Consider the following 24,545-nt stretch of genomic DNA (forward strand, 5'->3'; position numbering starts at 1 on the left):
AAATTGATTGATAGTATGCGGGTTTTATCTGCATAAAGCAAAAAAGACCCTGCAAAATGGGTTATCTCTCTAAGCATTCTGTACTGAATACAAACAAATACATAATCTTTGAGTAACTTTTGCAAAAGCCTTTTTAATGAAGAATATCTTATTTCGGATTTGTAATCTTTAAACGAGCCATAGCTCTGGCAAGTGCCGTCTTTGAGCGGGCATACTCCAGCTGGCTGAGCTGTTTCTGCAGTCTTTCCTCTGCTCTGTCCTTTGCGGCCTTTGCTCTGTTAATATCTATTTCCTCCGGATACTCGGCAGTATCAGTTAGTATTATTACCTTGTCAGGCATAATCTCCGCAAAGCCCTCTGTAACAAGAGCCTCTGACCATTTACCGTCTGCTTTGATCTTAAGAGGCCCTACATCCACCGCTACAACCGTGGGTGCATGCATAGCCAAAATTCCAATTTCGCCATCAACAGATCTGAATATAACTTCCTCTGCTTCGCCGGAAAAAAATTTTCTTTCAGGTGTTAAAACCTCTAAAAAAAATGTTGGCATACCTTAATTACCTCCATGAGCTGCAAAGTAGCTTATTCTTCGGTCTCTTTTGCCGCTTCATATACTTCATCAATAGAGCCCTTCATATAGAAGGCGGCTTCAGGAATATCATCCATCTTGCCGTCTAATATTTCCTTGAATCCGCGGATAGTTTCCTTGATTGGAACATACTTGCCCTTATAACCCGTAAATTGTTCTGCGACAAAGAACGGCTGTGATAAATATCTTTGTATTTTTCTTGCTCTGTATACTGTCAATTTATCTTCTTCAGGCAATTCATCCATACCAAGTATAGCTATGATATCCTGAAGCTCCTTATTTCTTTGTAAAACCTCCTGCACTCTTCTGGCAACATTATAGTGCTCTTCCCCGATAACCTTGGGATCAAGCAGTCTTGAGGTTGATTCAAGAGGGTCAACAGCGGGATAAATACCCATTGCAACAATATCTCTGCTCAAAACCGTTGTGGCATCCAAATGTGCAAAGGTAGTTGCAGGTGCGGGGTCCGTCAAGTCATCGGCAGGTACATAAACTGCCTGTACCGATGTGATAGAACCATTTTTTGTCGATGCAATCCTCTCTTGAAGCGCTCCGACATCTGTAGCAAGAGTGGGCTGATAACCAACGGCAGAAGGAATTCTTCCCAGAAGTGCCGAAACCTCGGAGCCCGCTTGAATAAACCTGAATATATTATCAATAAATAAAAGAACATCCTGTCCCATTGCATCTCTAAAATACTCCGCCATAGTAAGCCCGCTCAGACCAACTCTCATTCTCGCTCCGGGCGGTTCATTCATCTGTCCGAACACCATGGCAGTCTTTGAAATAACACCGGATTCAGTCATATCAGTCCATAAATCATTACCCTCTCTTGTCCGCTCGCCAACTCCTGTAAATACAGAATAACCTCCATGCTCATTTGCAACATTTCGAATTAGTTCCATAATCAATACGGTTTTTCCAACTCCGGCCCCTCCAAACAGGCCTATTTTCCCGCCCTTTGCATATGGAGCAAGCAAGTCAACAACCTTTATACCGGTTTCAAGAATTTCTGTTGAAGGCTTCTGATCCTCAAACGAAGGTGCAGACCTATGTATCGGAAGATACTCAGCAGCTTCAACAGGTGCACCTTTATCAACAGGCTCCCCTAAAACATTAAAAACCCTGCCCAATACCTCTTTTCCAACAGGAACTTTTATTGCATCTCCCGTGTCAAGAGCATCCATTCCTCTTACTAAACCATCGGTAGAAGACATAGCAACGCACCTGACAGTATTATTCCCAAGATGCTGTACTGCTTCCGCTGTTATAGTCTTTGAATCCATAGGTATTTTAATAGCATTATATATATTTGGCAAATTTCCGTCTTCAAATCGTATATCCAGTACAGGTCCTATTACTGTCACAATTTTTCCAGTACTTCCGGCCATTTTTTTACCACTCCTTCCTGAATGTATAAACATATTAAGAAGACTATCTCAAATAGAAATTCTATCCGACTCAAGTCACTTATTTTAGTGCAGAGGCGCCACCGACTATTTCAGATATCTCCTGTGTAATAGCAGCCTGTCTTGCTCTGTTGTAAAACAAATTTAATTTCTGCAGCATGTCATCTGCATTTGTAGTCGCGTTATCCATAGCCGTCATTCGTGCACTCTGCTCACTTGTAAAAGCTTCAACAAAAACACCGTACATAATACCTTTTATATACTTTGGTATCAAAACATCCAGAACAGCAGACGCTGACGGTTCATACTTAACCTTCTCATCTATTTTAATTTCAATGTCCCTGACCTCTTCACGCAAAGCACCTATTTCAATAGGAAGCAGCTTTAATGTTCTAGGCTGAAGCGAAATTGCAGAAACCATCTCGGTATATATTATATGGACCTCATCTACCTCATGCTTGTTGTACATATCCAGTATAATGTCAGCAATCTTTCTTGCCCTGTACACTGTAGGGTTCTGTACCGCATAATCAAATTCGGTATGGACATTATAATTTTTTCTGATAAAATACGCCCTGCCTGAAATACCAGCCACCAGAAGCAATACATTTTCTTTATCATCACCGATAGTTCTCTCGGCAAGCTTGATAATGTTGCTGTTATAGCCCCCTGCCAAGCCCTTGTCACCTGTCAAGACAATATATGCCTTTCTCTGCCCTTCTTTTTTTTCTTTCAAGTCAAAGAATTTACTTTCAACGTCTCCACTATGTTCAAGAATATCTGCAATGGTTTCTTTGACCTTATTGAAATACGGAAGCGTAACCTCCAATTGAGCTCTTGCCTTTTTCAGTTTTGACGTTGATATCAGCTTCATGGCTTTCGTAATTTGTCGCATCTGATTTATACTTTTTATGTGCGATTTTATCTCACGCATATTGTTTGCCATATGATAGCCCGCCGTTTCCGTCGCACAGCAGCGACAATATTTTGTAATCAAACGCCTATTTGCCCGCCCGGAGAACTGCCGGTACCGGGTGAAAATTCTGTCTTGAGGCTAAAGCCCTAACTGGCCTTAGTCAGCCCGCTTGCACCAAAATAACAAATAAGCGCTATATATTCTTACTTCTCAAAAGGTTAATACCCGCCTGAAAGCACAATTTGCTAAAAGCAATATAATGCCGTACCGCAATTTTATCATGCGAAGGCATAAAGCTCCAAATTACTTCAGCCGGCAAGCCAATAGCCTTTCAGTTAAACAAACTGAGCCTTAAATTCCTCAACCGCAGTCTTTAACATTTTTATAGCTTCATCATCAATGTTACCTGTTTGAGCAACTACTGAAAGTATTTTTGGATATTTATCCTTAACATAGCTTACCAGCTCCTTATTAAACTTGCTAACCTTATTAACCGGCAAATCCATAAGATATTTGTTTGTCGCACTGTATAGAATCACTATCTGTTCCTCTACCGGTAATGTTGAATACTGCGGCTGCTTTAAGGTTTCAAATAATCTTTCGCCTTGGAACAACTTATCTCTTGTCTGCTTATCCAAATCCGAGCCAAACTGTGCAAAAGCTTCCAATTCCCTGTATTGCGCCAAATTTATTCTCAGTGGGCCGGCAATTTTTTTCATAGCCTTTATTTGTGCAGCTCCTCCGACTCTTGATACTGATAATCCAACATTAACAGCAGGTCTTTGTCCTGCAAAGAACAGCTCTGATTCCAGATAAATCTGACCATCGGTAATTGAGATTACATTTGTAGGAATATATGCCGAAACATCTCCTGCCAAGGTTTCAATTATCGGTAATGCAGTAATTGAACCTCCGCCCATTTCGTCACTGATCTTTGCCGCTCTCTCCAGTAACCTTGAATGCAAATAGAAAACATCTCCCGGATAAGCTTCTCTTCCAGGCGGCCTTTTAAGCAGCAAGGACATTGAGCGGTATGCAACCGCATGCTTTGACAAATCGTCGTAAATAATCAAAACATCCTTATGATACCTGTACATAAAATCCTCGGCAATAGCACAGCCTGAATATGGTGCAAGGTATTGCACAGATGCCATGTCACTTGCAGTTGAGGATACAACAATTGAATATTCCATTGCTCCGTATTTTTCAAGCTTGTCAACAATCCCTGTAACTGTAGATGCCTTTTGTCCTATTGCAACATAGATGCAAATAACATCCTTGCCCTTCTGGTTAATAATAGTATCAATCGCTATTGCAGTCTTCCCTGTCTGCCTGTCACCTATTATAAGCTCTCTCTGCCCTCTTCCGATAGGAATCAGTGCATCAATAGCCATTATACCTGTCTGCAGCGGTGTATTTACACCCTTTCTGTCAATAACGCCCGGTGCCAGAAATTCTACCGGACGATACGCATCGGTAGCTATTTCCCCCTTGCCATCCAAAGGCTTTCCCAAAGGATTTACAACCCTGCCTATCATACTGTTTCCAACCGGTATCTGAACTGTTTTCCCAGTCCTTTTAACAGAAGAGCCTTCTCTTATCTGCCTGTCGTCACCTAAAATAACACAGCCTACGCTATCCTCATTAAGATTCTGAGCCATACCGTATACATTGTTTTCGAACTGCAGGAGCTCTCCCGACATACATGATTGAAGCCCATAAATAGTTGCTATTCCGTCTCCTGTCTGAAGTACGTATCCTACATCATCAGTTTTAACAACAGCACCATAATTTTCTATCTGCTGCTTTATAATCGAACTAATTTCATCTGGTCTAAGACTCATGTTTCTCACCCCATACTCTGCCGCTGATTGTCATATGCTAACCAGCTCAGTTAATGATTCTATTCTGCCTTTTATACTTCCATCATAAACCTTGTCTCCAATAATCACCTTTACACCGCCGATTATAGAAGCATCAATGACTTCTTCAGCTTTTACCGCTATCGCATCATACTTATTTCTGAACTTTTCTTTAATGCTCAAAAGCTGCTGCTCTGTTAACGGTTCAGCTGTAATAATCTTTATATCCAAAACATTAAATTTTTCATTTATAAGCCGCACCAGCTGCTGATAAATTTCTGATATGTTATTTATACGCTTTTTATCAATAAGCAGCAAAATAAAATTAAGCATATTTTTGCTAAGCTTATCTGTAAAAACATTTCTGATAACAGTTTGCTTTTTGTCATCCTTTATGGTCGGATTGGCCAAAAAGTCTCTGAATTCCATATCAGAATCATAAACAGCAACAAAGCCTTCAAATTCCTCTCGGACACTTTCAATACTGTTTTGTGACAATTCCATCAATGCCTGGGCATATCTTTTTTCAACAAGCGGCATCAAACAGCACCTGCCTCGTCTATAAATTTGTCAACCATTGCTTTGTTTGCTTCTGTATCCATATTGGCCTGAACCAGCTTTGTAGCTGCTGCTATTGCAAGAATAGCAATCTGCTGCTTCGTCTGCTTAAGCATCTCGTCTCTCTCTCGTTCCACATCTTCATGCCCCTTTTGAATAATTGCAAGAGCATCCTTTTTGGCATTCGCCACAATTCCATCATATTCACGTGCGGCCTTTGCCCTTAATTCGTTTAATAACTTGTCTCCATCCAATTTTATGTTCTTCATCTGCTCATCATATTTTTTGTGTGCTTCAGCTGCTTCTGTCCTGGCATTTTCTGCATCCTTCAATCCCTGCTCTATGGAACTTTTTCTTTCCTCCATAAGATTTGTAATAGGTTTGAAAAGGAATTTTCTCATTAACAAAAATAAAATAATCAGGTTTAAAGCAACAAAAATAAATGTATACCTATCAGGTTCCAACATATACTCACATCCCCTTTATTGCCCGTTTTTTATCTCTCAGTCCGTTTAAAAACAAATATATATAATATGCTCAGTATATACCAAGCCTTATTATCGCCCTTACGGCTTACTGCCACATATCTGTGAAAGATATAATATCTTGAATATCCTTCACAGATATGTCTAAGTGCCAAAACATTTACTGCTGTTCTTAAAGTCAAAAAAGCGAATCCAAACCTAAATTGCGTTCAGCCTCAGCTTAAAAGCTTACTTTGCCTGAAAAGCGACGCATATTGTCCCGGCATTTTATCGTGCGAGGGCCTGAACCGTGATTGACCATAGTCATACATTGACCATAGTCATACATTGACTATAGTCATATATTAACCCATTTTTAAGAAAACCAGTACCAATGCTACTACCAAACCATAAATAGCGGTTGCTTCTGCAAGAGCCGCACCTAGAAGCAGAGATGTTCTAATTGAACCTGCTGCCTCAGGCTGTCTAGCTATTCCTTCAACAGCTTTGCCTGTTGCCAGACTGATGCCTATTCCAGCACCGATACCTGTAAATGCTGAAATAGCTGCTGCTATTGCTATTATACCTGTTCCTGTCATAATTTCACCCCCTTATTCTAATGCCTCTGAAATATATATAGAAGTTAAAAACATAAACACATATGCTTGAAGAATTCCGTCAAACAAATCAAAATAAAGACTCAGAAACGCCGGTGCGAATACCGGCAGTGCCATATAAATAAGCTCCATAACTATAAATGCGCCTAAAATATTTCCAAATAAACGTAATGCCAAGGATGCAGGTTTTATCAAGTAGTCAAGTATATTAAAAGGAAGCATTACCGGTGTCGGCTTGGCAAAGCTCTTTAACCAGCCGCCCACTCCCTTGTATCGAATTCCGGCATAAATCACCACGCAAATTGACATTACTGCCAGACATAAGGTAACATTTATATTTCTTGTGGGAGGCCTCAGCTTAAAGCCCTCTTCTCCTCCTGGAATAATATTGAATATTGAAACCGTATTTGCAAAGATCAGGAAAAGGATAACAGTACCTAGGTATGGAGCAAATGCCTTCCAATAATGAGGCCCTATTGCATCCTTTACCATGTTGTTAATAAACTCTACTACTATTTCTGCAATATTCTGTCTTTTATTCGGGATCAAAGTAAGCTTACGAGTAAGAAAAACAGCAAGAATAATCATTACCGCCATTATAACCCACATTGTCACCACAAGATCAGAAACAGGAATCTTCAGTCCAAAAAGATTCATAGTAAACACATTATGCGGTTCCATCGCATGTGTAAGTTTTTCACCCATTATATCACCTCTCCAAATCGATTTTTTGTGATTCCCAGCGCCTCTGTTACAGCATTTATAACAGTAACTATAACGATTGAAAGCGATCCAGCCAGTGCGGCAATAAATGTATAGACGCCAAAATTCAACGCAAATACAGTTGTAATTCCAATTACCAGTAAACCAAATACATATATCATAAGACTTGCTACAATTGTCAGTGTTTTATTCCCGCTTCTGCACATATAATTTATCATCGTCTCAAGCAGTCCAAATCTTAACAGCGAAAAAAACGTACCCAAACTTAGTGCCACAATCATAGGTATTTTTTGACCCTTAGTCAAAAAACATACGCATATAAGCACAAAGTACAAAATACACACTCTTTTAATAAAAAATTTCAAAATATTACTCATAATCAAATTTAATGCACTTTTCCCTTTAAAAAGTAGTTAAGTTTTCTGCCCAATATTACGATATCTATTTAGACCATTTTTATATGCTTATTAGGCTGGCATTAAGTGGATATCATTAAATTATTTTTAATAATAGCACACAGAATTTACTAAAGCAATATTATTTATGAAAACAAGAGTAAATTCTAATATTTGTCATAAATCTCTTGTTGTTTAGCTATATTTTGATTTTTGTATGTATTCCGACAAATTTCATCATATTTTGAATACAGCTTTAGTATTGTTATTTAATAATTTTGCACAAAAGAATCTTAACTTTCAGGAGTGGTAACTTATGGATATTACAAGTATTATTGGTTTAATTGTCGGCTTTGGAGGTGTTCTATTAGGTTATCTGGAAGAAGGACATTTCCAGCTGTCCTCTCTGGGCAGCTTAGTAAATCCGGCAGCTTTTTTCATAGTTTTCGGAGGAGGGTTCGGTGCAACTCTGGTAGCCTTCCCGTTAGGCGAATGGAAGAAGATGTTATCTACGGCAAGTATGATATTTACACAAAAGGAATATAACGAAATAGACATCATCAATGAGCTGGCCGACCTCTCCGAAAAAGCAAGGAAGGACGGATTACTCAGTCTTGAGCAGGATGCACAGACAAATAAAAACGATTTAATAAGAAAAGGTCTTGCATTAGTTGTTGACGGTATAGAAACTGAGGTTATAAAAGATATTCTTGCCCGGGAAACCGCATTGCAGGAGGAAATATACGAATCAGGAGCTAAAATTTTCGAATCAATGGGCGGTACCTGGCCTGCCATGGGTGTTTGCGGTACTGTTATGGGTATGCTGAATATATTGAAGGACCTTAGTGACCCGCTGGCTCTGGGTCCTAAAATAGCAGGTGCCTTTATCGCAACCTTTTATGGCATTTCCTTTGCCAATCTCGCTTGGCTGCCATTCGGCAATAAAATCAAGGTTAAGGCGCAGCGTGAGACAATGATAAATGAAATAATCATTGAGGGGCTTCTGTCAATACAAGCCGGGGAAAATCCACGTATTATCAAGGAAAAATTAAACCTGAACCTTATGGAAAAATTAAACGGCGGAAATAAGAAAGGCGAAGCTACTGCTGAAGAAGGAGTTGAAGCATAGACATGGCAAAATCTAAGGTAATCAAGGATAACGCCGAGCGATATCTTTTGACATATGCCGACTTGATGAATCTGTTACTTATTCTGTTTATTATACTATTTGCCTATAGTCAGGTGGATACCCAGAAGTTCCAGCAGCTTTCCCAATCCTTAGGCGCCGCCTTCGGCAACGGCAGTACACCATCTGTCGTATCAGGAGGTGCATCCGGAAACTCACTTATAAACTTTCCCGCAACCATGCCTTCTCCGGTAATACCTTCAAATATGGAGGATGCACAGTATGAGGCCGCAGAAGATGCCATATCAGGTTTGATTGAGGCAGGCGGAATGGGCGGCGATGTCAGTGTACAAATGACAGAAAGAGGTATCCTCATGTCTATTGACGCAACACTGGCTTTCAAATCAGGAAGCGCCGAGCTGGAAAGGGAAGGCAGAGACAGAGTTCTGGCTATCGGCAAAACTATTCTGAGCAAAATGCCTGATAAGCATATACGTATTGAAGGCCACACTGACAATGTACCTATAAACAGCGCCAGGTTTCCTTCAAACTGGGAGCTCTCAGGCAGCAGATCGACAAATGTCTTAAGACTGCTTGTAGATCAGGCAGGGCTTAATTCAAAGCTTGTATCCGCCGTTGCATATGGTGACAGCATGTCACTGGTGCCTAACAATTCAGATGCCAACAGAGCAAAAAACAGAAGAGTTGATATTGTCATATTAAGGGATTCCTCAAGCATAGGTGAAGCAAGCACAGATTATACCAATAATACAAATACTAACAGCAAATAATAATACCTTTCGCTTTCAGCCAAAAACAACCTGCTATCGGCTTGATAGCTTGGATTTTTGGCTGAAGCCTTCTAAATCATATACCGGCACATGCGAATACAGCCGGAAAATATACAGGCGTAGAAGGATTAAGGTTTTTCACTTTATATTTGCGAACCTTAATTGTCTTCAGCAGAGATTGCTTTTCTTAAGGATATAGCGAATATATGTATATTAGGGCAATAGGGCAATCTTATAGCTTCAACAATTCCCTTTTTTCTGATAAGCTCTTCTCTTGCAAATATTCTCTGTTCATTTGAATGTACTTCGAACCTATTTTCCGTCCATTTACCGCCAGTGCCTGTCCATGCTATTGATTCCTTGAACAGAGGCAATCGCCAGCTGTCGGCGAAGGAAATTGGGATTTTCAGTTCTTCTCCATTCTCATACATAAGGCTTATTTCATCGATAAAGTCTCCGTTATCAGAACATCCAAGAAACATAATACTATGGTATACCGACTTATCAACAGAAATCTCCTGCCCCGTACATGCTATATTATCATATTTTTTTGTAACGAGTTCGGGTAACCTGAAATGCATACTTCCTGCCTGAATAAAGTGTTCCTTTTCTAATCCGCTGCTAATAAAAAAATGTCCTGCTCCGGACAGGTCAGCCTTATAGGTGTCTGCTTCGGTCACTGCAAAAGCCTTATTATTCATGATATCTTCAAGCTTCAATACAATAGTCTCTGTCTCTGAAAAATAATTTATGTCCTTTTCCTCAAGTAATATGTTCTCATTTTTGTCAGATAAACTACTGACATCTATCTGAGAAAGCCTTTTAATCAATTCCTCTTCAAAATTGGAAATTTCATTTAATAAGCTGTATACTTTCCCCTTGACATTATCATTACTTCCCTTGCGGTAGCCTTTAGTAAGTATCCCCCTTATCTTGTTCCAATTTGAAGCTATTTTCTGCAATTCATATTTTATATCCAAAAGCTTATCCGAATGAAGCTTATCAGATATCAGCTCAATGAATTGGGCATAAAGTGTCCTTCCCGAGGCTATCAGACGCAAATTCCTATCTATCAGCACATACCATACATCCAGATTAAAGCTACGGTATTCAGCTGAAAAATCAAACTTATCTTTAAATTCATCAGCAAATATTTTTATATCCTTATAAAATTTCTTTTTATTCAGATTTTTAATGCTTTCATTCAATATTCCCAAATAATCAGGCTTTATATCACTTTTGACAAACTCATATTTTACACAATTCTTACAGCCATTTATATAGTCATTATACGGTAAAGTTGATATATTTAAATTTAAAGCTGTATCTAAACAGTTAAAATTATTTTGTTCATCCATCCCAATTATCAGACAATGGTGTGCATCATGTACTCTTTGGTATCTTCCTTGAAGCCATGGACACCAAAAAGCATCTATAAAAAGCCCTAAAGGTATTTCCTGTGCCAAATACTCTTTGATAACCCCGAGTAATTCTGTTGGGTTTTCGGTGTCGATTCTTACTACATTTATATTACTGTATTTATATAGTAATCCGGTAATATTTCTTACATCATTTCCGATTCTCTCTCCTAATAAACTACTGTCTGAAACATTTGACGGTTTAAATTCAAATCCCCAAGCATCAGAAAATGCCAGCCTGTATTCTGCTTTGTAATGACTTGCCATTGTAACAAGGATATCTTCAAAGCAATTTAAGCCTTCACAATGAACAGGATTAATATCAATATTCATTATTCTCAACCCCATAACTCATGTAAATTAATTATATTTGTTTTTATTTTGTCATTATACTTGAAAGTCTGCGATTGTTTGTGAATGACCATGATTTTTTAAGAGTCAATTTCTGTCGGCTTTCAGACGTAATTGACCTTGGTAAATTACATTTGCTGTTACTTTATTCACTTAATTGTAAAACACCTATTATAATACCACAAATAGATAAAAAAACAAATATCTTTAGATTCCATAAATATTTATGGCTTGATACTGATACAAATAAAATTACAGTATTTACCAAGCATGTATTTAATACGTATTTTTATTTTTTATATAAAAAGTCAATTCCCGTCGGCCTATTATATATTTAGTACCAACAGCAATTGACTTTATTTTTGAAAACAATAAATTAACCGGTAATAAAAGTAGTAGTTTTACACCCTGAACTCCTTAGGCTTTTCATCAGTCAGTCCAAAATGGAATAGAAGCACCTGTACTATCCTTTCCGAGGCATGTCCGTCTCCGTATGGATTTACAGCCTTCGCCATTTTTTCGTAATCATCCTTATCATTCAGCAGCTTTGCAGCATGCTCTACGATATCATGCTCTACGGTTCCGGCAAGCCTTACTGTGCCTGCCTTGACAGCCTCCGGCCTCTCTGTTTCCTTTCTGAGCACCAGTACAGGCTTTCCAAGCGTAGGCGCCTCTTCCTGGATTCCTCCAGAGTCTGTCATTATCATATAAGCCCTTGCCATTAAATTATGCATATCCTGTACATCCAACGGAGGTATCAAGTGCACTCTGTCTTTACCGCCAAGTATTTCACGTGCAGTCTCTTGAACTGCCGGATTAAGATGAACTGCATATACTATTTCCACATCCTCATAATTATTAACCAATGTTGACAAAGCACGGCAAATATTACGCAGCGGCTCCCCCAAGTTTTCTCTTCTGTGGGCTGTAACCGCTATGACTCTCTTATTTTTAAAGTCTATGCCTCTAAGAGCTTCACAATCAAAGATGTAATCATCCTTTACCGTTGTTTTCAAGGCATCATTTACTGTATTACCTGTTACATATATTGAATCCTCGTTTACTCCTTCTCTCAGGAGATTTGATTTATTTGTATCAGTAGGCGACAAATGAATATCTGCCATGGAACCGGTAAGCTTTCTGTTCATTTCCTCAGGGTAAGGGGAATATTTATCAAATGTCCGGAGACCTGCCTCAACATGTCCTACTGCAATCTGCTTGTAAAATGCCGCAAGGCTTCCCACAAAGCATGTGGTGGTATCACCGTGAACCAGCACTATATCCGGTTTTTCCGTATCCAGCACTTCATCCAAGCCCTCAAGCGCTCTGGTAGTAATTCCTGTTAAGGTTTGTCTGCTCTTCATTATGTTTAAATCGTGCTCCGGTGTAATTTCAAATATTTTAAGTACCTGATCAAGCATTTCTCTATGCTGACCTGTCACACAAACCACGGAATCAATCCTTTCACACTTCTCCAGCTCCTTGACAAGGGGAGCCATCTTTACAGCATCCGGTCTTGTTCCGAATATTGTCATCACCTTTAGTCTATCCAATCTTCTACCTCCAATTAAAGCCATTCTGCATGGGTTTCGCAAGCTATGGCACTCTTTGCTTTTATTGGCATTATTCATCTCGGTCATATACATTGAACCGCCGATTACAAATATAGATACCGCCACAACTAATATTATTGCACTGACAGGCCCTTTGTAATCAAGAACCACCGCACACAATCCCAATGCTGCACTCGCCACATATATAACGGCTACTGACTGCTTCTGCGTAAGTCCGATATCAATAAGCCTGTGATGTATATGCCCTCTGTCGGCAGCCATAGGTGACTTGCCGCTGGCAATTCTTCGTAATATTGCAAAAACCGTATCAAATAACGGTAACGCAAGTACAAGCAATGGTACTGCTACCGCTATTGCGGTATATTGCTTATAGGTTCCCTGAATTGAAATTGTCCCCAGCAAAAACCCTAAAAATGTGGAACCTGTGTCGCCCATAAAAATTTTTGCAGGATTAAAATTATAAGGCAAAAAGCCCAGAGTGGCTCCGGCAAGCATTGCGGCTAATACGGCTGTCGCAATATCAGGATCCGGCCTCATGACAGAAACAAAGAAAAGAGACATCAGTGCTATTGAAGAAACACCGGCCGCTAAACCGTCCAATCCGTCAATAAAGTTTATTGCATTTGTAATACCTACTATCCATATTATAGTTATTAAATATGAGCTCCATGTCTGCAAATCGGAACGCCCTACAACCGAAAAAGGATTAGTAATAAATTCGATTCTGGTACCGGTTAATGCAATTATCAGCGCAGCAATTATCTGTATAGGAAATTTGAGCTTTGCACTAAGTGTTTTTATATCATCTATCACGCCCATTACAACTATAATGACGCTGCCTATTATCATCCCGATAAACCGCTTATCAAAATTTATTGAAGTTCCCATATGAAACAAATTTGAACTGACAACACTGAAAAGCATGGAAATAAAAAATCCTGTAATAATTGCCAAACCACCTAATCTTGCAATTGGCTGCTTATGCATTCTGCGGTTATCCTTTGGAATATCCACAGCTCCCAACCTAAAAGCCAAGCTTTTTACAATTGGCGTCGCGGAGAATGCAACAATAAATGCGAGAATAAAAGAAATAAAATATTCATATACACTGGTCATTTAATTTTTACACCTTCTCGTTCTTGAAAAATCAACTGCCATTACAATAACCTAAACATCAAAATAGAGGGAGGCATACATCTCCCTCTGCTTAAAATTCAACTTACATAGACCCCAAGATTTATAACACATTAATCAATAAGTATAATTATTTACAAAGCAAAATCTGTTATATTATTGAAAGCCTACAACCTCTATGCCTGCTTCTTCCAGCAGGGTCATCGCCAACTCGTCCGGATATTCCCCGCTGAATACTATCCTGGCTATACCTGCATTAATAGCTAATTTTGCGCACAGCACACAAGGCTGGTTTGTCACATAAAGGGTGGCACCGTTTACGCTTGTTCCGCTATATGCCGCCTGAACGATTGCATTCTGTTCTGCATGTATTGCTCTGCAAAGCTCATGCCTTTGTCCTGACGGAACATTCAGCCTGTCTCTCAGACATCCTATCTCCGAACAATGCTTGCAGCCTACAGGGGCACCGTTATATCCGGTAGCAAGAATTCTCTTGTCCTTAACAATTACAGCCCCTACCTGCCTTCTAAGGCAAGTAGATCTGGTCTTTATCAATTCAACTATCTGCATAAAATACTCATCCCAAGACGGTCTCATATAGTCCCCCCACATATGCTTACAAAATACAAGCCCAAATTGCGTTAAACCGCCACTCAAAAAGGCCCTGAAATGTTAATCGTACCAAGCTCTCCTTATTTTGTTCCGAATAATCTGTCTCCGGCATCTCCAAGCCCGGGCACGATATAAGCATGGTCATTTAACTTTTCATCTACAGCCGCACAATATATTGAAACATCCGGATGATCCTTCTGCAACCTTTCAATACCGGATTTTGCGGCAATAAGGCACATTAATTTTATATTTTTTACGCCTCTGTTTTTTATAAACTGAATAGCAGCCGATGCTGAACCTCCTGTTGCAAGCATAGGGTCAAGAACAACTATTTCTCTCTCCTCGACATCAACCGGAAGCTTGCAATAATATTCTACAGGCTGTAATGTTTCCGGGTCTCTGTACAAGCCTATATGTCCGACTTTCACCATAGGCAATAAGTTCAGCATCCCGTCAACCATTCCCAGTCCGGCTCTCAATATAGGTACTATACCCAGCTTCTTGCCAGATATTATTTTTGTTTTTGCTATTCCTATCGGAGTCTCAATTTCAACCTCCTTAAGAGGCATATTTCTGGTAACCTCATAGCCCATAAGCATCGCTATCTCAGAAACCAGCTCCCTGAATTCTTTTGTGTCAGTGTTTTTATCCCTTAATAGTGATATTTTGTGCTGAATCAATGGGTGATCAAAAACAAATACATTTTCCATTTTAAATTCCTCACTTTACAGTATATTTTTTTTCAATATTCGAAATTTTATTGACTCTGTTCTGGTGCCTTCCGCCCAAAAACTCAGTGTCCAACCATGTTTCAATAATATCAAAAGCAACTCCGGGGCCTACAACTCTTTCGCCTATTGCCAATACATTTGCATCATTATGCTGTCTGCTCATTCTTGCCATATAGCTGTCTGTACAGATAGCGGCTCTAATTCCCGGTACCTTATTCGCTGAAATAGATATTCCTATTCCGGTGCCGCATATAATTATACCTTTTTCGCACTCTTTGCTGCTGACTGCCTCAGCTACCGCCTGTCCAAAGTCGGGATAATCAACCGATTCACATGAATTTGTACCAAAGTCCTTAACCTGCAGTCCCTTACTCTCCAAAAACTTTATGATGTCTGCTTTTAATAAATATCCTGCATGGTCACTTCCTATTGCAATCATAATTCCTCCAAAAATATAGATATAATGACTTCGTTTAAATTACTAAATTGTTGCTGATATATCTTTATTTATTTTATAGTATAAAACATCACATGTCAAAAAAATATAGGATATTATATACCTATTTAAATTTTTCTATTACAATTTTTATACACTCAAATATTTCTTTTGCACAGCTTTCATATCTGTGATACGGCATGCCGTAGGGATCACTGATATCCAGCATATTGCTGCCTTGCTCAATTTCAGGATAAGCATACTCCTTCAAAGTATAGATGCAATAATATTTATCTGGAAATCTGGCTTTCAAAATATCCCTGTGCGCTCTTGTCATAGTAAACGTAAAATCAGCCTTTAAAACATCTTCGTAATCCAGCCTTTTCGCTTTATGAAGTGAAATATCGATATCCCACAAGGCCTTGAGCGCATTTATTGAGTGTTCCGAAGCAGAATCACCGTCAAAGGCATGGATACCTCTTGATACCGCCGAAAACCCTGACTTGCAGACCTCCACATACGATGCATACCTGAAAATCCCTTCTGCCATACAGCTTCGGCAGGTATTGCCTGTGCAAACAAATAAAATGCTTAAATTATTTTTTCTGGTTATATCCTTGTTTTCCATATACAATTATCCACCGCCAAATTTTTTGCCCAGAGTTCCGGCAAAACTGTTTTTCATAATTACAAATGCTCAATAGCCTAATCAGCCTGAATAATATCATATCCTGCTGCTTTTATCATCCTATTCATTATAGCCAATCCAACTCCGTTTTCATCAACAGCCTCGGCAAGTATTACATCAACCCCCATATCATCAAATTCACGCAGCAGCGAAAATATACTTGATGCTATGGTCTCAGGCCTGTTTCTGTCCCCCATTGACTTTGACTCATAATCCTTATAATAACTTATCGTCTGGTCGGTAGCACATATGCCTACCCTTTTGCCCTTACTTCTTCTATCTACAGCCAGCTCACATATTTTTTCGACCTGTCTGATAATATCCTTGCCCTTAACAAGAGTTACCTGTGCTTTCGGGGCATAGTGCTTATACTTCATTCCGGGACATTTTGGTATATTATCCATGCTCACCTTGCCCAAAATAGTTTTATCAATTTCAATATGTCCTATAATATCCTCAATCTGAGCGGGAGTCACTCCACCCGGTCTAAGCAGTACTGGAGGGTCTACAGTTATATCCAGAACCGTTGACTCAAGTCCAACCCTTGAACTTCCCGCATCAACAACTATTTCTATCTTTCCGTCCAAATCCTGCAATACATGCCTTGCCGTTGTCGTGCTCGGTCTCCCGGATACATTCGCACTCGGAGCCGCAACAGGAACGGCAGCCAATCTGATAAGCTCACGTGCAACCGGATGCTCCGGCATCCGTACAGCTACCGTATCAAGTCCGGCTGTTATTATCCGGGGTATTATTGAGCTTTTTTTAAATACTAATGTCAGAGGACCCGGCCAAAGCCTGTCCATCAAAACAGCAGCCTTCTCAGGTATGCTCTCTGCAAGCTCACAAACCTTTTCCTTGTCGGCAATATGTACTATTAGAGGATTATCAGACGGACGTCCCTTAGCTTTAAATATTTGCTCCACAGCAGATGAATCAAGTGCATTCGCCCCCAAGCCGTATACTGTCTCTGTGGGAAATGCAACTATTTTGCCTTCCTTAAGCGCTTCTGCAGCAGATAGCAATTTTTTTTCATCTATATTATTCAAATCAATTTTAATGACCTTTGTTACCATTCTATTTGCCTCCGGTTTCGAAAATCAGTTACGATCGGCTGAAGATTCAATTCAGCATCGTTACTATTATACCACATACTATTCCCAATATATTACCCATAGAGGACATTCTTCCCGGATAAATTCTTTTAGATTCAGGTATCAGCTCGGCAAATATAACATAAAGCATAGCCCCGCCTGCGAATCCAAGGCAAACCGCGATAAACTGCTGAGAAATATGTCCTAAAACCGCACCTATTAAGGCTCCCAATCCCATCGGAACACCGGACAATATTGTAAGCAGAAACGCCTTTACAGCGGAAAATCCGCCTAGCTTCATCGGTAACGCCATTGCAATCCCTTCAGGAACATCGTGTATAAATATTACTATAGTAAGAGTAACCCCCAGTGACACCGACGCCTCAAAGCCCGAACCCACCGCAAAGCCCTCAGGCAAATTGTGAAGTGCCAATCCTATCGAAACCAGTATCCCTGCCCGTAATAAATTTGAATTCCCTTTAGTATTCTTTACAATATCAAGTTGTTTTATAAAGTCCTCAATAAATATAATAATCAATATTCCAGAAATTACACCTATAATGGTCAAATTCAGCCCCGCAATTTTGACGGCCTCCGGAATCAGCTCAAAGCAAACGACAGAAGTCATGAGTCCTGCTGAAAATTCCAAAATAGTGCTCAGCAATCTGTTACTTATATTTTTGTCCACAAAAAAGGCTATCAATCCACCAATACCTGTTCCGGTAATGCCTGATATCAAGCCTATCGCTGCTATTTTCAATATATACCCCAAAGCAAAATCCTCTTTTATGGAATGTCCTATAGAAATATTATTCCCGTTTGCCTTGAAATATTAGTATTTAGTACAGCTTTTTTTATAATATTATTTTGTCTACCATATAAGCCTTAATCCTCATCGTCACTGCCGCTGCCCAGCTTTTCAGACTGCTCGGTGGTTATCAAAGCATCAATCAGCTCGTCAAGATCTCCGTCCAGAACCTGCTCAAGCTTATAGAGTGTCAGGTTTATTCTGTGGTCTGTTACCCTACCCTGAGGATAATTATAAGTTCTGATTCGTTCACTTCTGTCTCCGCTGCCAACCTGATTTTTTCTGTCCTGAGCATATTCAGAGGTCTTCTGCTGCTGAGCAATGTCATAAAGCTTGGATCTGAGTATCTTCATAGCCTTGTCTTTATTTTTATGCTGAGAGCGTTCGTCCTGACAGGTAACAACAAGTCCGCTCGGTATGTGCGTTATTCTTATTGCAGAGCTTGTTTTGTTTATGTGCTGTCCGCCCGCTCCGCTTGCCCTGTAGGTATCAATTCTCAAATCATTAGGATTTACATCAATATCTACCTCCTCAACCTCCGGCAAAACCGCAACCGTAATTGTGGATGTATGAATACGGCCGCTTGACTCGGTAGACGGAACTCTCTGAACTCTGTGAACTCCGCTTTCAAATTTCAGCCTACTGTATGCACCCCTGCCTTCGATAGAAAAAACGACCTCTTTGAAGCCTCCCAATTCAGTAGGATTTGAATCCAGTATTTCAGTTTTCCAATACTGTCTCTCTGCATATCTGGTCAACGCTCTGTAAAGTACACCAGCAAACAATGCCGCTTCTTCTCCTCCGGCACCTCCGCGTATTTCAACTATAACGTTTTTATCGTCATTGGGATCTTTCGGAACAAGCATAATCTTTAATTGCTTTTTTGTAATTTCAAGCTTTTCCTGCGCTTCCTGATACTCAAGCTGCACCATCTCGTGAAATTCCTTCTCAAAATTTTCATCCAGAAGTGCTCTGGCTTCCTCAACATCCTTAGTAATTTTCTTGTACTCTCTATATTTTTGTACAATTTCCTCTAAATCAGAAAATTCCTTCATTAATCTTTTATATTCATCCTGATTATTAATAATATCAGGATCACTGAGCTTATGACTTAATTCATCATACCTGTCCTCTGCCACCTGCAGTTTATCAAACATAACATCCTCCAAACTTCAAAATTACTCTTATAATAATCAAATACTATCAGTTTTTAAGCTAGATATTTACTTTTAAAAGGGTAAAAAAGATATTAAATAACATGCATACGCAATTAGATATTATACCACGAACATAATTGCTGTGCAATTATTGTTTTTGTCAGACAGCAAGGACTCTTCCCGAGCCGTATCCTCCCGATATTTTATCGCACAAAGACTTGAACCGTTACTCAATTTTAGTCAAAATAAGGGTATGAAAGCCGGCTTGTGGCTTCATACCCTTTAATCATGAAGGAAAAGTTTTTATAGAATTTTTGGTTTCATACTTAATTATATATCAGGAGGTCTGAGATTCAGAGCAGGGGTATCACTCTGAATCCCAGATTGGTGGTTTACTTAACTATTTCTATCTGACCGTTCACAGTCTCACCGGTTATTACAACCTTGTTAAGTCCTGTTTCAAAATCCCTGCTTTCAGCCTCAACGAAGCTGCCTGCTTCTCCCTTGCGGTTTACATTATGATAAACTATTTCAGGAATAAGTAGATTTATCGCTCCATTGCTAGCATGTGCCTTCACCTTGTAGGTTCTTCCGTCAAGATCATTCATATTAACTTTTATACCCCCATTTGAGGTTTTCAGATACATACTCATATCTGTATCTTCGTCAATATTCTGAGCATTTTCAATTAGAATCCTGCCATTTATAGTTACTGCACTGATATCCTGCACCTTTATATGTTTTATATCAATAACGGCATTAGAAGTATTAATCTCAATCTTATTGCCAATAATATAGTTCATTTGAACTCTTCCGTTTCTGGTATTTACGGATATTTTGTCACTGTTGACTCCCATCAGCTCAATGTGCGCATTTTTTGTAGCTGCCGTAATTTCTTCTGAGAGTGAGTCTTCGATATAAATCTTTCCGTTGGAGTTTTCTATTTTTATTGCCTTAAATTTTTTTTCAGGTATGAATATCTCATGTGAAACGCTGACATTCATTGCCGTACTGTTTACCTTCAGCGCTATGGCATTGGGGTCATCAATAAATGTAACTACGCCTTCTCCATTGGGAACGGAGCTTTTTATCCTTGAAATAACCTTTATATTGGAATCAAGATGCTTTTTTATAGTAACAGAGCCATTTATACCCGATATCTCAAATGTAGCGGCTTCTGCAGGAATAACCTCAAAATTCTTTTGTACCGTTTGCAGACTTCCGAATATATTAAACGAATTTGTATCAACAAAGCTTCCGACATAATCTATAACCTTGTCAACCAAGCCAAAGGTCGTTGCAGCAACATTTTTACCTACTTTTTCAGCTTTATTTGTAAAATCATCAATCATATTGTCAAAATCAGCCTGATTATAATTATTCTTAAATTCTCTCTTCCAATTGTTTACTCTATCTCTTACTTTCGCAGCCTCATCGGCAAATCCGTTCTGCCTTTGGCTCTGATTTCTTCTGAAAGTCTCGGCAGTATCCTGCTTTGGCTCCTGCTCTAATGCAGCCAGCAGCTTTGCTGCCTCTTCACTCGTTATTTTCTTTTCTTCAAGCATCTTTAAAATTAATATTCTTTCTTCACTAATTGACATCGCTATATTCCCTCCCAAAAAATATCTATAATAGATCTCGTTATCATTTCATCAGTTCAACTGCTTCTTCAACTGTAATCTCGCCTGAATTCAGCTTATCAAGTATTTCCTTATTTTTACCCGGTACATATGGTTCAGGCTCCCCTTTGTGTCCCAGTGCCGCTGCCACATCCTCAAGCTTATTTCTGACTGTCGGATATGAAATCCCAAGTTCCTTCTCAACTTCTTTTATATTTCCTCTGCATTTAATAAATACATCTAAAAATGCCTTTTGGTCATTTGTAAGCTTACAAAACTTACATAAGGAAAAGTGTCCTTCAATAACAGTATCACAGCTGTTACACGTTATTTTTGTTACCTCTGTTTCGCCGCCGCACACCGGGCATCTACCCATTGCTTCTCTTGCCATAATATCACCTCAAAAATAATAAAATTTGCCTAGCCGATTATTAAGTTCTTAAATACCTTTATGAAATTTCTTAATTTTTTTAAGTTCCGAATTAATATTTTTAACTTATATTAATATATTATTCCCTAAGCAAAAAAATGTCAACACATTTTTGAAATATTTTTTAATTTTATTAACTGATTTATTAATTTTTATCAATTTGCAATTGATTTTATTAATTTATCTCTAAAGGTTCTATTAATCTTATAAAATCAAATCAGCTAAAGAAGCCAATTGCGATTTAAAGCCTTTATCCACCTGTTATTCAGACACACTTATAAGGTATAAAAGCAAAAAAACACAAATTCCTTTTAAAGAATTTGCATTTTTTACCGTTCCAAATACACTATGTTTGCACAAACTCTGTTTTCGAGCTTTTCAAGACATCTCCCCAGTCTGATGACAGCTGCAAAATGAGCTTGTCCTTGCTAAGCCTATGTCTATGATATCAGTGTATTTGCCGCTTCTTATGCTTTCCGCCCATCATATCGGATACATCCGAAACAGTTACGAAAGCACTTGGATCCTTATCAAATATGATAGCTTTCAGCTTTGCTATTTCAAGCCTTGTTATTACACAATACAATATTTTCTTCTTTTTCTTTGAATAGCCTCCTGCACCGCCAATATAGGTCACTCCTCTGCCAAGCCTGTAGGTGATTGCATCTGCAATATCATCGGAATAATCCGAAATAATAACTGCCGCCTTTGCCTCATCAAGACCTTCAATAACTATATCTATAACCTTAAAGGCAATAAAGTAAGCAATCAGTGAATACATCGCTTTATCCCATCCAAACACAAGCCCTGCACTGCTCAATATAAAAATATTAAAAAACATTACAATTTGTCCTACAGAAAACATAGATCTTCTATTCAATACAATAGCCACCATTTCAGTACCATCAAGCGAACCACCGTAACGAATTATTAAGCCTACTCCCACCCCCACTGTCACTCCTCCGAAAACAGTAGCTAAAAGCACGTCTCCAGTAAATTTTTGTATGGGATGAAATATAGTAACCCAGAAGGATAATGACAATATTGAAAAGATTGACGAAAAAACAAAGGACTTCCCTATGTTTTTGTATCCCATAAAAAGAAACGGAATATTAAAAAGTGTGGTGAAAATACCCAAGGGTAAATTCGATAAATAACTGGTTATAATTGAAATACCAACAACGCCGCCATCAATAATATTATTGGGAACAAAAAATTCTTCCAGACCTATTGCCGCCAGCAAGGCACCAATAAACAAAAAAAGGTATTTAATTATCACTCTTTTCAGCACATCCTTTTTATGCTCACTTTTTTTATGGTATTGTCTCTGTACCTCTTTATGCTCGCTTTTTTTGTAGTATTGTCTCCGTACCTCTACATTTGTTTCTGAATTCAATTCTTCAGACATCGTAAGCCTCCTTCGCTAATTAGCTTGAAAGGACTAAATATAGTTGTAAATTATTCACATACCCATGCTAAGCAAAGGCTCTCCACAGGCTGCCTCCATCACCCTTACGGCATGATTCCTGAATGGAGGTTAAATAATGCGGCAACTAAACAAATACTACTCCATTGGAATACCTGTTAATCGTTCAACTTTCTTGCTGCCTTTATTTTTACTATACGTTTTCCTTCCAGCTTGATTACTTTAAATATGATATTTTCAGCTTCTACTGTCGGATTTTCATCCTTTTTTGGTATTCTTCCAAGCAAATCCATAACAAATCCGCTCAGTGTATCAAAATCATCTGACGGCAGCTGCTCGCCAAGCACCTCTTCTACCTTATCCAGACTTATTGAGCCGTTAAAAATATATGTATTGTTATCCAGACACTCATACTCGGCATCCTTTTCTTCAATATCGTATTCGTCAAATATATTCCCCACTATTTCTTCAACCAAATCCTCCATAGTTACAATTCCCGCAGTTCCGCCATACTCATCAATTACAACTGCCATCTGTACCTTGTGCTTTTTAAGCTCGGCAAATAAATCATCTGTCTTTTTAGATTCAGGAACGAAATACGGAGTTCTTACAATTTTCTCCAAGCTAAAATCTTTTTTATCCTTTTCTATAAAAGGTATCAGATCCTTGACATGCAAAATACCCACAATGTTGTCTATATTATCATTATATACAGGAATTCTGGTGTACTTTTCCTCATCAATTACCCTTACAATCAAATCCAGCTCTGAATCAGCCGGAATACTGACAATATCCGGCCTTGGAGTCATTATCTCCGAAACACGCTTATCATCAAACTCAAAAACATTATCTATCATTTCTTTTTTTGTATCCTGAATAACACCCTTTTCTTCTCCTACCTCCATCATCATCCTGATTTCTTCTTCTGTAACCCTTTCGTCATCTTCAGCAGATGGATTTCCGCCTAATAGCTTAATGAAAAAATTTGTTGAGGCTGTAAGAAATTTTACAAAAGGACTGGTAAGATGTGAAATAGCAGTTAATGGCCCAACTGCAATTTTTGAAAAAAAATCAGCCTTTTGCATAGCTATTCTTTTTGGAACAAGCTCTCCAAAAACCAGTGTAAAATAAGAAAGTATTATTGTAATCACTATCATGCTTATGCTTCTTATTATTGATTCATCCACAGGCAAATTTAATTTCATTACTGCGGCTACCAGATCATCTGCAAAGCTTTCCGTAGCAAATGCACTCGCCAAAAAACCCGCCAAGGTTATTCCTATCTGGATTGTAGATAAAAACCTGCCTGGCTCACTCAAAAAAGCATGTAGCTGCTTGGCCTTCTTATCTCCTTCATCTGCCTGCTTTTTAATTAATTTATCATTTAAAGAAATAAGAGCTATTTCAGCTCCGGAAAAAAAAGCATTCAAAAGAACCAATACAATTAATAAAATAATTCTAGTTATCAAGCAATTCAGCCTCCAAATTTAGCCGTTGGTGTAAATATTATCCGAAGCAATTGTTATTCCGTCATTTTTACTATACTAAAAAGATTTTTCTATGTCAACCTGACTATAAATGATGATGATTTCAATATACCCATTTTATAATTTTAGC

General features: G+C 38.7%; 24 protein-coding genes and 1 pseudogene. 2 read left to right on the forward strand and 23 right to left on the reverse strand.

Translation table 11 applies throughout. The features are described 5' to 3' along the window. Window positions 1-148: 148 nt before the first annotated feature. The 9 genes from LY28_RS03635 to LY28_RS03675 form a co-directional block, all read right to left on the reverse strand. The gene (locus LY28_RS03635) at window positions 149-550 is read right to left on the reverse strand and encodes a F0F1 ATP synthase subunit epsilon (protein ID WP_110460813.1); all 402 of its coding nucleotides are present in this window, start codon (window positions 548-550) and stop codon (window positions 149-151) included. Window positions 551-582: 32 nt separating this feature from the next. Next, entirely contained in the window at window positions 583-1,980 is a 1,398-nt protein-coding gene (gene atpD / locus LY28_RS03640; RefSeq protein WP_110460814.1) for a F0F1 ATP synthase subunit beta, read from the reverse strand. Between the two features lie 79 nt (window positions 1,981-2,059). After that, window positions 2,060-2,944 carry an ATP synthase F1 subunit gamma gene (atpG, locus tag LY28_RS03645; RefSeq protein ID WP_110460815.1) on the reverse strand — a complete coding sequence of 295 codons (885 nt, stop codon included), beginning with the start codon at window positions 2,942-2,944 and terminating at the stop codon, window positions 2,060-2,062. A gap of 305 nt (window positions 2,945-3,249) precedes the next feature. Continuing rightward, window positions 3,250-4,758 (reverse strand): F0F1 ATP synthase subunit alpha, encoded by a 1,509-nt coding sequence (gene atpA / locus LY28_RS03650; RefSeq protein ID WP_165835484.1) that lies wholly within the window; start codon window positions 4,756-4,758, stop codon window positions 3,250-3,252. 30 nt (window positions 4,759-4,788) lie between these two features. After that, the gene (locus tag LY28_RS03655) at window positions 4,789-5,316 is read right to left on the reverse strand and encodes a F0F1 ATP synthase subunit delta (protein ID WP_110460817.1); all 528 of its coding nucleotides are present in this window, start codon (window positions 5,314-5,316) and stop codon (window positions 4,789-4,791) included. Then, a complete protein-coding gene (gene atpF / locus LY28_RS03660; protein WP_110460818.1) occupies window positions 5,316-5,801 on the reverse strand; it encodes a F0F1 ATP synthase subunit B in 486 nt (161 codons plus the stop codon). Before atpF ends, LY28_RS03655 begins: the two co-directional genes overlap by 1 nt. Before the next feature lie 362 nt (window positions 5,802-6,163). Continuing rightward, the gene (atpE, locus tag LY28_RS03665; RefSeq protein WP_110460819.1) at window positions 6,164-6,397 is read right to left on the reverse strand and encodes an ATP synthase F0 subunit C; all 234 of its coding nucleotides are present in this window, start codon (window positions 6,395-6,397) and stop codon (window positions 6,164-6,166) included. A 12-nt stretch (window positions 6,398-6,409) separates the two neighbouring features. Then, the gene (locus LY28_RS03670) at window positions 6,410-7,120 is read right to left on the reverse strand and encodes a F0F1 ATP synthase subunit A (RefSeq protein WP_110460820.1); all 711 of its coding nucleotides are present in this window, start codon (window positions 7,118-7,120) and stop codon (window positions 6,410-6,412) included. Further along, window positions 7,120-7,401 (reverse strand): hypothetical protein, encoded by a 282-nt coding sequence (locus LY28_RS03675; protein WP_242981137.1) that lies wholly within the window; start codon window positions 7,399-7,401, stop codon window positions 7,120-7,122. The genes LY28_RS03670 and LY28_RS03675 overlap by 1 nt, the downstream gene beginning before the upstream one ends. 448 nt (window positions 7,402-7,849) lie before the next feature. Between LY28_RS03675 and LY28_RS03680 the strand changes: the two genes are divergently transcribed. Together LY28_RS03680 and LY28_RS03685 are read left to right on the forward strand one after the other, a co-directional pair. After that, a complete protein-coding gene (locus tag LY28_RS03680; RefSeq protein WP_110460821.1) occupies window positions 7,850-8,662 on the forward strand; it encodes a flagellar motor protein in 813 nt (270 codons plus the stop codon). 2 nt (window positions 8,663-8,664) lie between these two features. Further along, window positions 8,665-9,450 carry an OmpA/MotB family protein gene (locus LY28_RS03685; protein ID WP_110460822.1) on the forward strand — a complete coding sequence of 262 codons (786 nt, stop codon included), beginning with the start codon at window positions 8,665-8,667 and terminating at the stop codon, window positions 9,448-9,450. A 158-nt stretch (window positions 9,451-9,608) separates the two neighbouring features. Here LY28_RS03685 and LY28_RS03690 read toward each other — a convergent pair whose 3' ends face one another. The 14 genes and pseudogenes from LY28_RS03690 to LY28_RS03750 form a co-directional block, all read right to left on the reverse strand. Further along, window positions 9,609-11,201, reverse strand: coding sequence for a BtrH N-terminal domain-containing protein (locus tag LY28_RS03690; RefSeq protein WP_110460823.1), 1,593 nt, complete (start codon window positions 11,199-11,201; stop codon window positions 9,609-9,611). A 419-nt stretch (window positions 11,202-11,620) separates the two neighbouring features. Further along, window positions 11,621-12,772 (reverse strand): non-hydrolyzing UDP-N-acetylglucosamine 2-epimerase, encoded by a 1,152-nt coding sequence (gene wecB / locus LY28_RS19480; protein ID WP_278302608.1) that lies wholly within the window; start codon window positions 12,770-12,772, stop codon window positions 11,621-11,623. A gap of 408 nt (window positions 12,773-13,180) precedes the next feature. After that, a pseudogene (locus tag LY28_RS19725) lies at window positions 13,181-13,909 on the reverse strand (glycosyltransferase family 4 protein); the annotation flags it as partial. 174 nt (window positions 13,910-14,083) lie between these two features. Continuing rightward, window positions 14,084-14,524: a deoxycytidylate deaminase gene (locus tag LY28_RS03700; protein WP_110460825.1), complete on the reverse strand. Its 441-nt coding sequence runs from the start codon at window positions 14,522-14,524 to the stop codon at window positions 14,084-14,086. Between the two features lie 95 nt (window positions 14,525-14,619). Next, the gene (gene upp, locus LY28_RS03705) at window positions 14,620-15,249 is read right to left on the reverse strand and encodes a uracil phosphoribosyltransferase (protein ID WP_110460826.1); all 630 of its coding nucleotides are present in this window, start codon (window positions 15,247-15,249) and stop codon (window positions 14,620-14,622) included. 10 nt (window positions 15,250-15,259) lie between these two features. Then, entirely contained in the window at window positions 15,260-15,709 is a 450-nt protein-coding gene (rpiB, locus tag LY28_RS03710; RefSeq protein WP_110460827.1) for a ribose 5-phosphate isomerase B, read from the reverse strand. 121 nt (window positions 15,710-15,830) lie between these two features. Beyond that, window positions 15,831-16,334 carry a low molecular weight protein arginine phosphatase gene (locus LY28_RS03715; RefSeq protein ID WP_242981138.1) on the reverse strand — a complete coding sequence of 168 codons (504 nt, stop codon included), beginning with the start codon at window positions 16,332-16,334 and terminating at the stop codon, window positions 15,831-15,833. A gap of 77 nt (window positions 16,335-16,411) precedes the next feature. Next, window positions 16,412-17,470, reverse strand: a complete 1,059-nt coding sequence (locus tag LY28_RS03720; protein ID WP_110460828.1) for an L-threonylcarbamoyladenylate synthase — start codon at window positions 17,468-17,470, stop codon at window positions 16,412-16,414. Between the two features lie 46 nt (window positions 17,471-17,516). Beyond that, window positions 17,517-18,260, reverse strand: a complete 744-nt coding sequence (locus LY28_RS03725) for a ZIP family metal transporter (protein ID WP_207658052.1) — start codon at window positions 18,258-18,260, stop codon at window positions 17,517-17,519. 113 nt (window positions 18,261-18,373) lie between these two features. After that, complete coding sequence (prfA, locus tag LY28_RS03730) at window positions 18,374-19,453, reverse strand: peptide chain release factor 1 (protein ID WP_110460830.1); 1,080 nt, start codon at window positions 19,451-19,453, stop codon at window positions 18,374-18,376. A 392-nt stretch (window positions 19,454-19,845) separates the two neighbouring features. After that, window positions 19,846-21,054, reverse strand: coding sequence for a DUF4097 family beta strand repeat-containing protein (locus LY28_RS03735; protein WP_110460831.1), 1,209 nt, complete (start codon window positions 21,052-21,054; stop codon window positions 19,846-19,848). A gap of 43 nt (window positions 21,055-21,097) precedes the next feature. Continuing rightward, window positions 21,098-21,463 (reverse strand): DUF2089 domain-containing protein, encoded by a 366-nt coding sequence (locus tag LY28_RS03740; protein ID WP_110460832.1) that lies wholly within the window; start codon window positions 21,461-21,463, stop codon window positions 21,098-21,100. 487 nt (window positions 21,464-21,950) lie between these two features. Further along, window positions 21,951-22,910: a YitT family protein gene (locus LY28_RS03745; RefSeq protein WP_110460833.1), complete on the reverse strand. Its 960-nt coding sequence runs from the start codon at window positions 22,908-22,910 to the stop codon at window positions 21,951-21,953. 176 nt (window positions 22,911-23,086) lie between these two features. Continuing rightward, window positions 23,087-24,397: a hemolysin family protein gene (locus LY28_RS03750; protein ID WP_110460834.1), complete on the reverse strand. Its 1,311-nt coding sequence runs from the start codon at window positions 24,395-24,397 to the stop codon at window positions 23,087-23,089. Window positions 24,398-24,545 lie beyond the last annotated feature (148 nt).

The organism is Ruminiclostridium sufflavum DSM 19573 (assembly GCF_003208175.1).
In the GTDB taxonomy this organism is placed as follows: Bacteria; Bacillota; Clostridia; order Acetivibrionales; family DSM-1351; genus Ruminiclostridium; species Ruminiclostridium sufflavum.

Coding starts and splice junctions, on each gene's coding strand:
- LY28_RS03745 (WP_110460833.1), bottom strand. CDS start 22,910: ATGTCTGAAGAATTGAATTCAGAAACAAATGTAGAGGTACGGAGACAA.
- prfA (WP_110460830.1), bottom strand. CDS start 19,453: ATGTTTGATAAACTGCAGGTGGCAGAGGACAGGTATGATGAATTAAGT.
- LY28_RS03740 (WP_110460832.1), bottom strand. CDS start 21,463: ATGGCAAGAGAAGCAATGGGTAGATGCCCGGTGTGCGGCGGCGAAACA.
- LY28_RS03680 (WP_110460821.1), top strand. CDS start 7,850: ATGGATATTACAAGTATTATTGGTTTAATTGTCGGCTTTGGAGGTGTT.
- atpE (WP_110460819.1), bottom strand. CDS start 6,397: ATGACAGGAACAGGTATAATAGCAATAGCAGCAGCTATTTCAGCATTT.
- LY28_RS03720 (WP_110460828.1), bottom strand. CDS start 17,470: ATGGTAACAAAGGTCATTAAAATTGATTTGAATAATATAGATGAAAAA.
- rpiB (WP_110460827.1), bottom strand. CDS start 15,709: ATGATTGCAATAGGAAGTGACCATGCAGGATATTTATTAAAAGCAGAC.
- atpD (WP_110460814.1), bottom strand. CDS start 1,980: ATGGCCGGAAGTACTGGAAAAATTGTGACAGTAATAGGACCTGTACTG.
- LY28_RS03735 (WP_110460831.1), bottom strand. CDS start 21,054: ATGTCAATTAGTGAAGAAAGAATATTAATTTTAAAGATGCTTGAAGAA.
- LY28_RS03655 (WP_110460817.1), bottom strand. CDS start 5,316: ATGCCGCTTGTTGAAAAAAGATATGCCCAGGCATTGATGGAATTGTCA.
- atpF (WP_110460818.1), bottom strand. CDS start 5,801: ATGTTGGAACCTGATAGGTATACATTTATTTTTGTTGCTTTAAACCTG.
- LY28_RS03685 (WP_110460822.1), top strand. CDS start 8,665: ATGGCAAAATCTAAGGTAATCAAGGATAACGCCGAGCGATATCTTTTG.
- LY28_RS03670 (WP_110460820.1), bottom strand. CDS start 7,120: ATGGGTGAAAAACTTACACATGCGATGGAACCGCATAATGTGTTTACT.
- upp (WP_110460826.1), bottom strand. CDS start 15,249: ATGGAAAATGTATTTGTTTTTGATCACCCATTGATTCAGCACAAAATA.
- atpG (WP_110460815.1), bottom strand. CDS start 2,944: ATGGCAAACAATATGCGTGAGATAAAATCGCACATAAAAAGTATAAAT.
- LY28_RS03700 (WP_110460825.1), bottom strand. CDS start 14,524: ATGAGACCGTCTTGGGATGAGTATTTTATGCAGATAGTTGAATTGATA.
- LY28_RS03635 (WP_110460813.1), bottom strand. CDS start 550: ATGCCAACATTTTTTTTAGAGGTTTTAACACCTGAAAGAAAATTTTTT.
- LY28_RS03715 (WP_242981138.1), bottom strand. CDS start 16,334: ATGGAAAACAAGGATATAACCAGAAAAAATAATTTAAGCATTTTATTT.
- atpA (WP_165835484.1), bottom strand. CDS start 4,758: ATGAGTCTTAGACCAGATGAAATTAGTTCGATTATAAAGCAGCAGATA.
- LY28_RS03690 (WP_110460823.1), bottom strand. CDS start 11,201: ATGAATATTGATATTAATCCTGTTCATTGTGAAGGCTTAAATTGCTTT.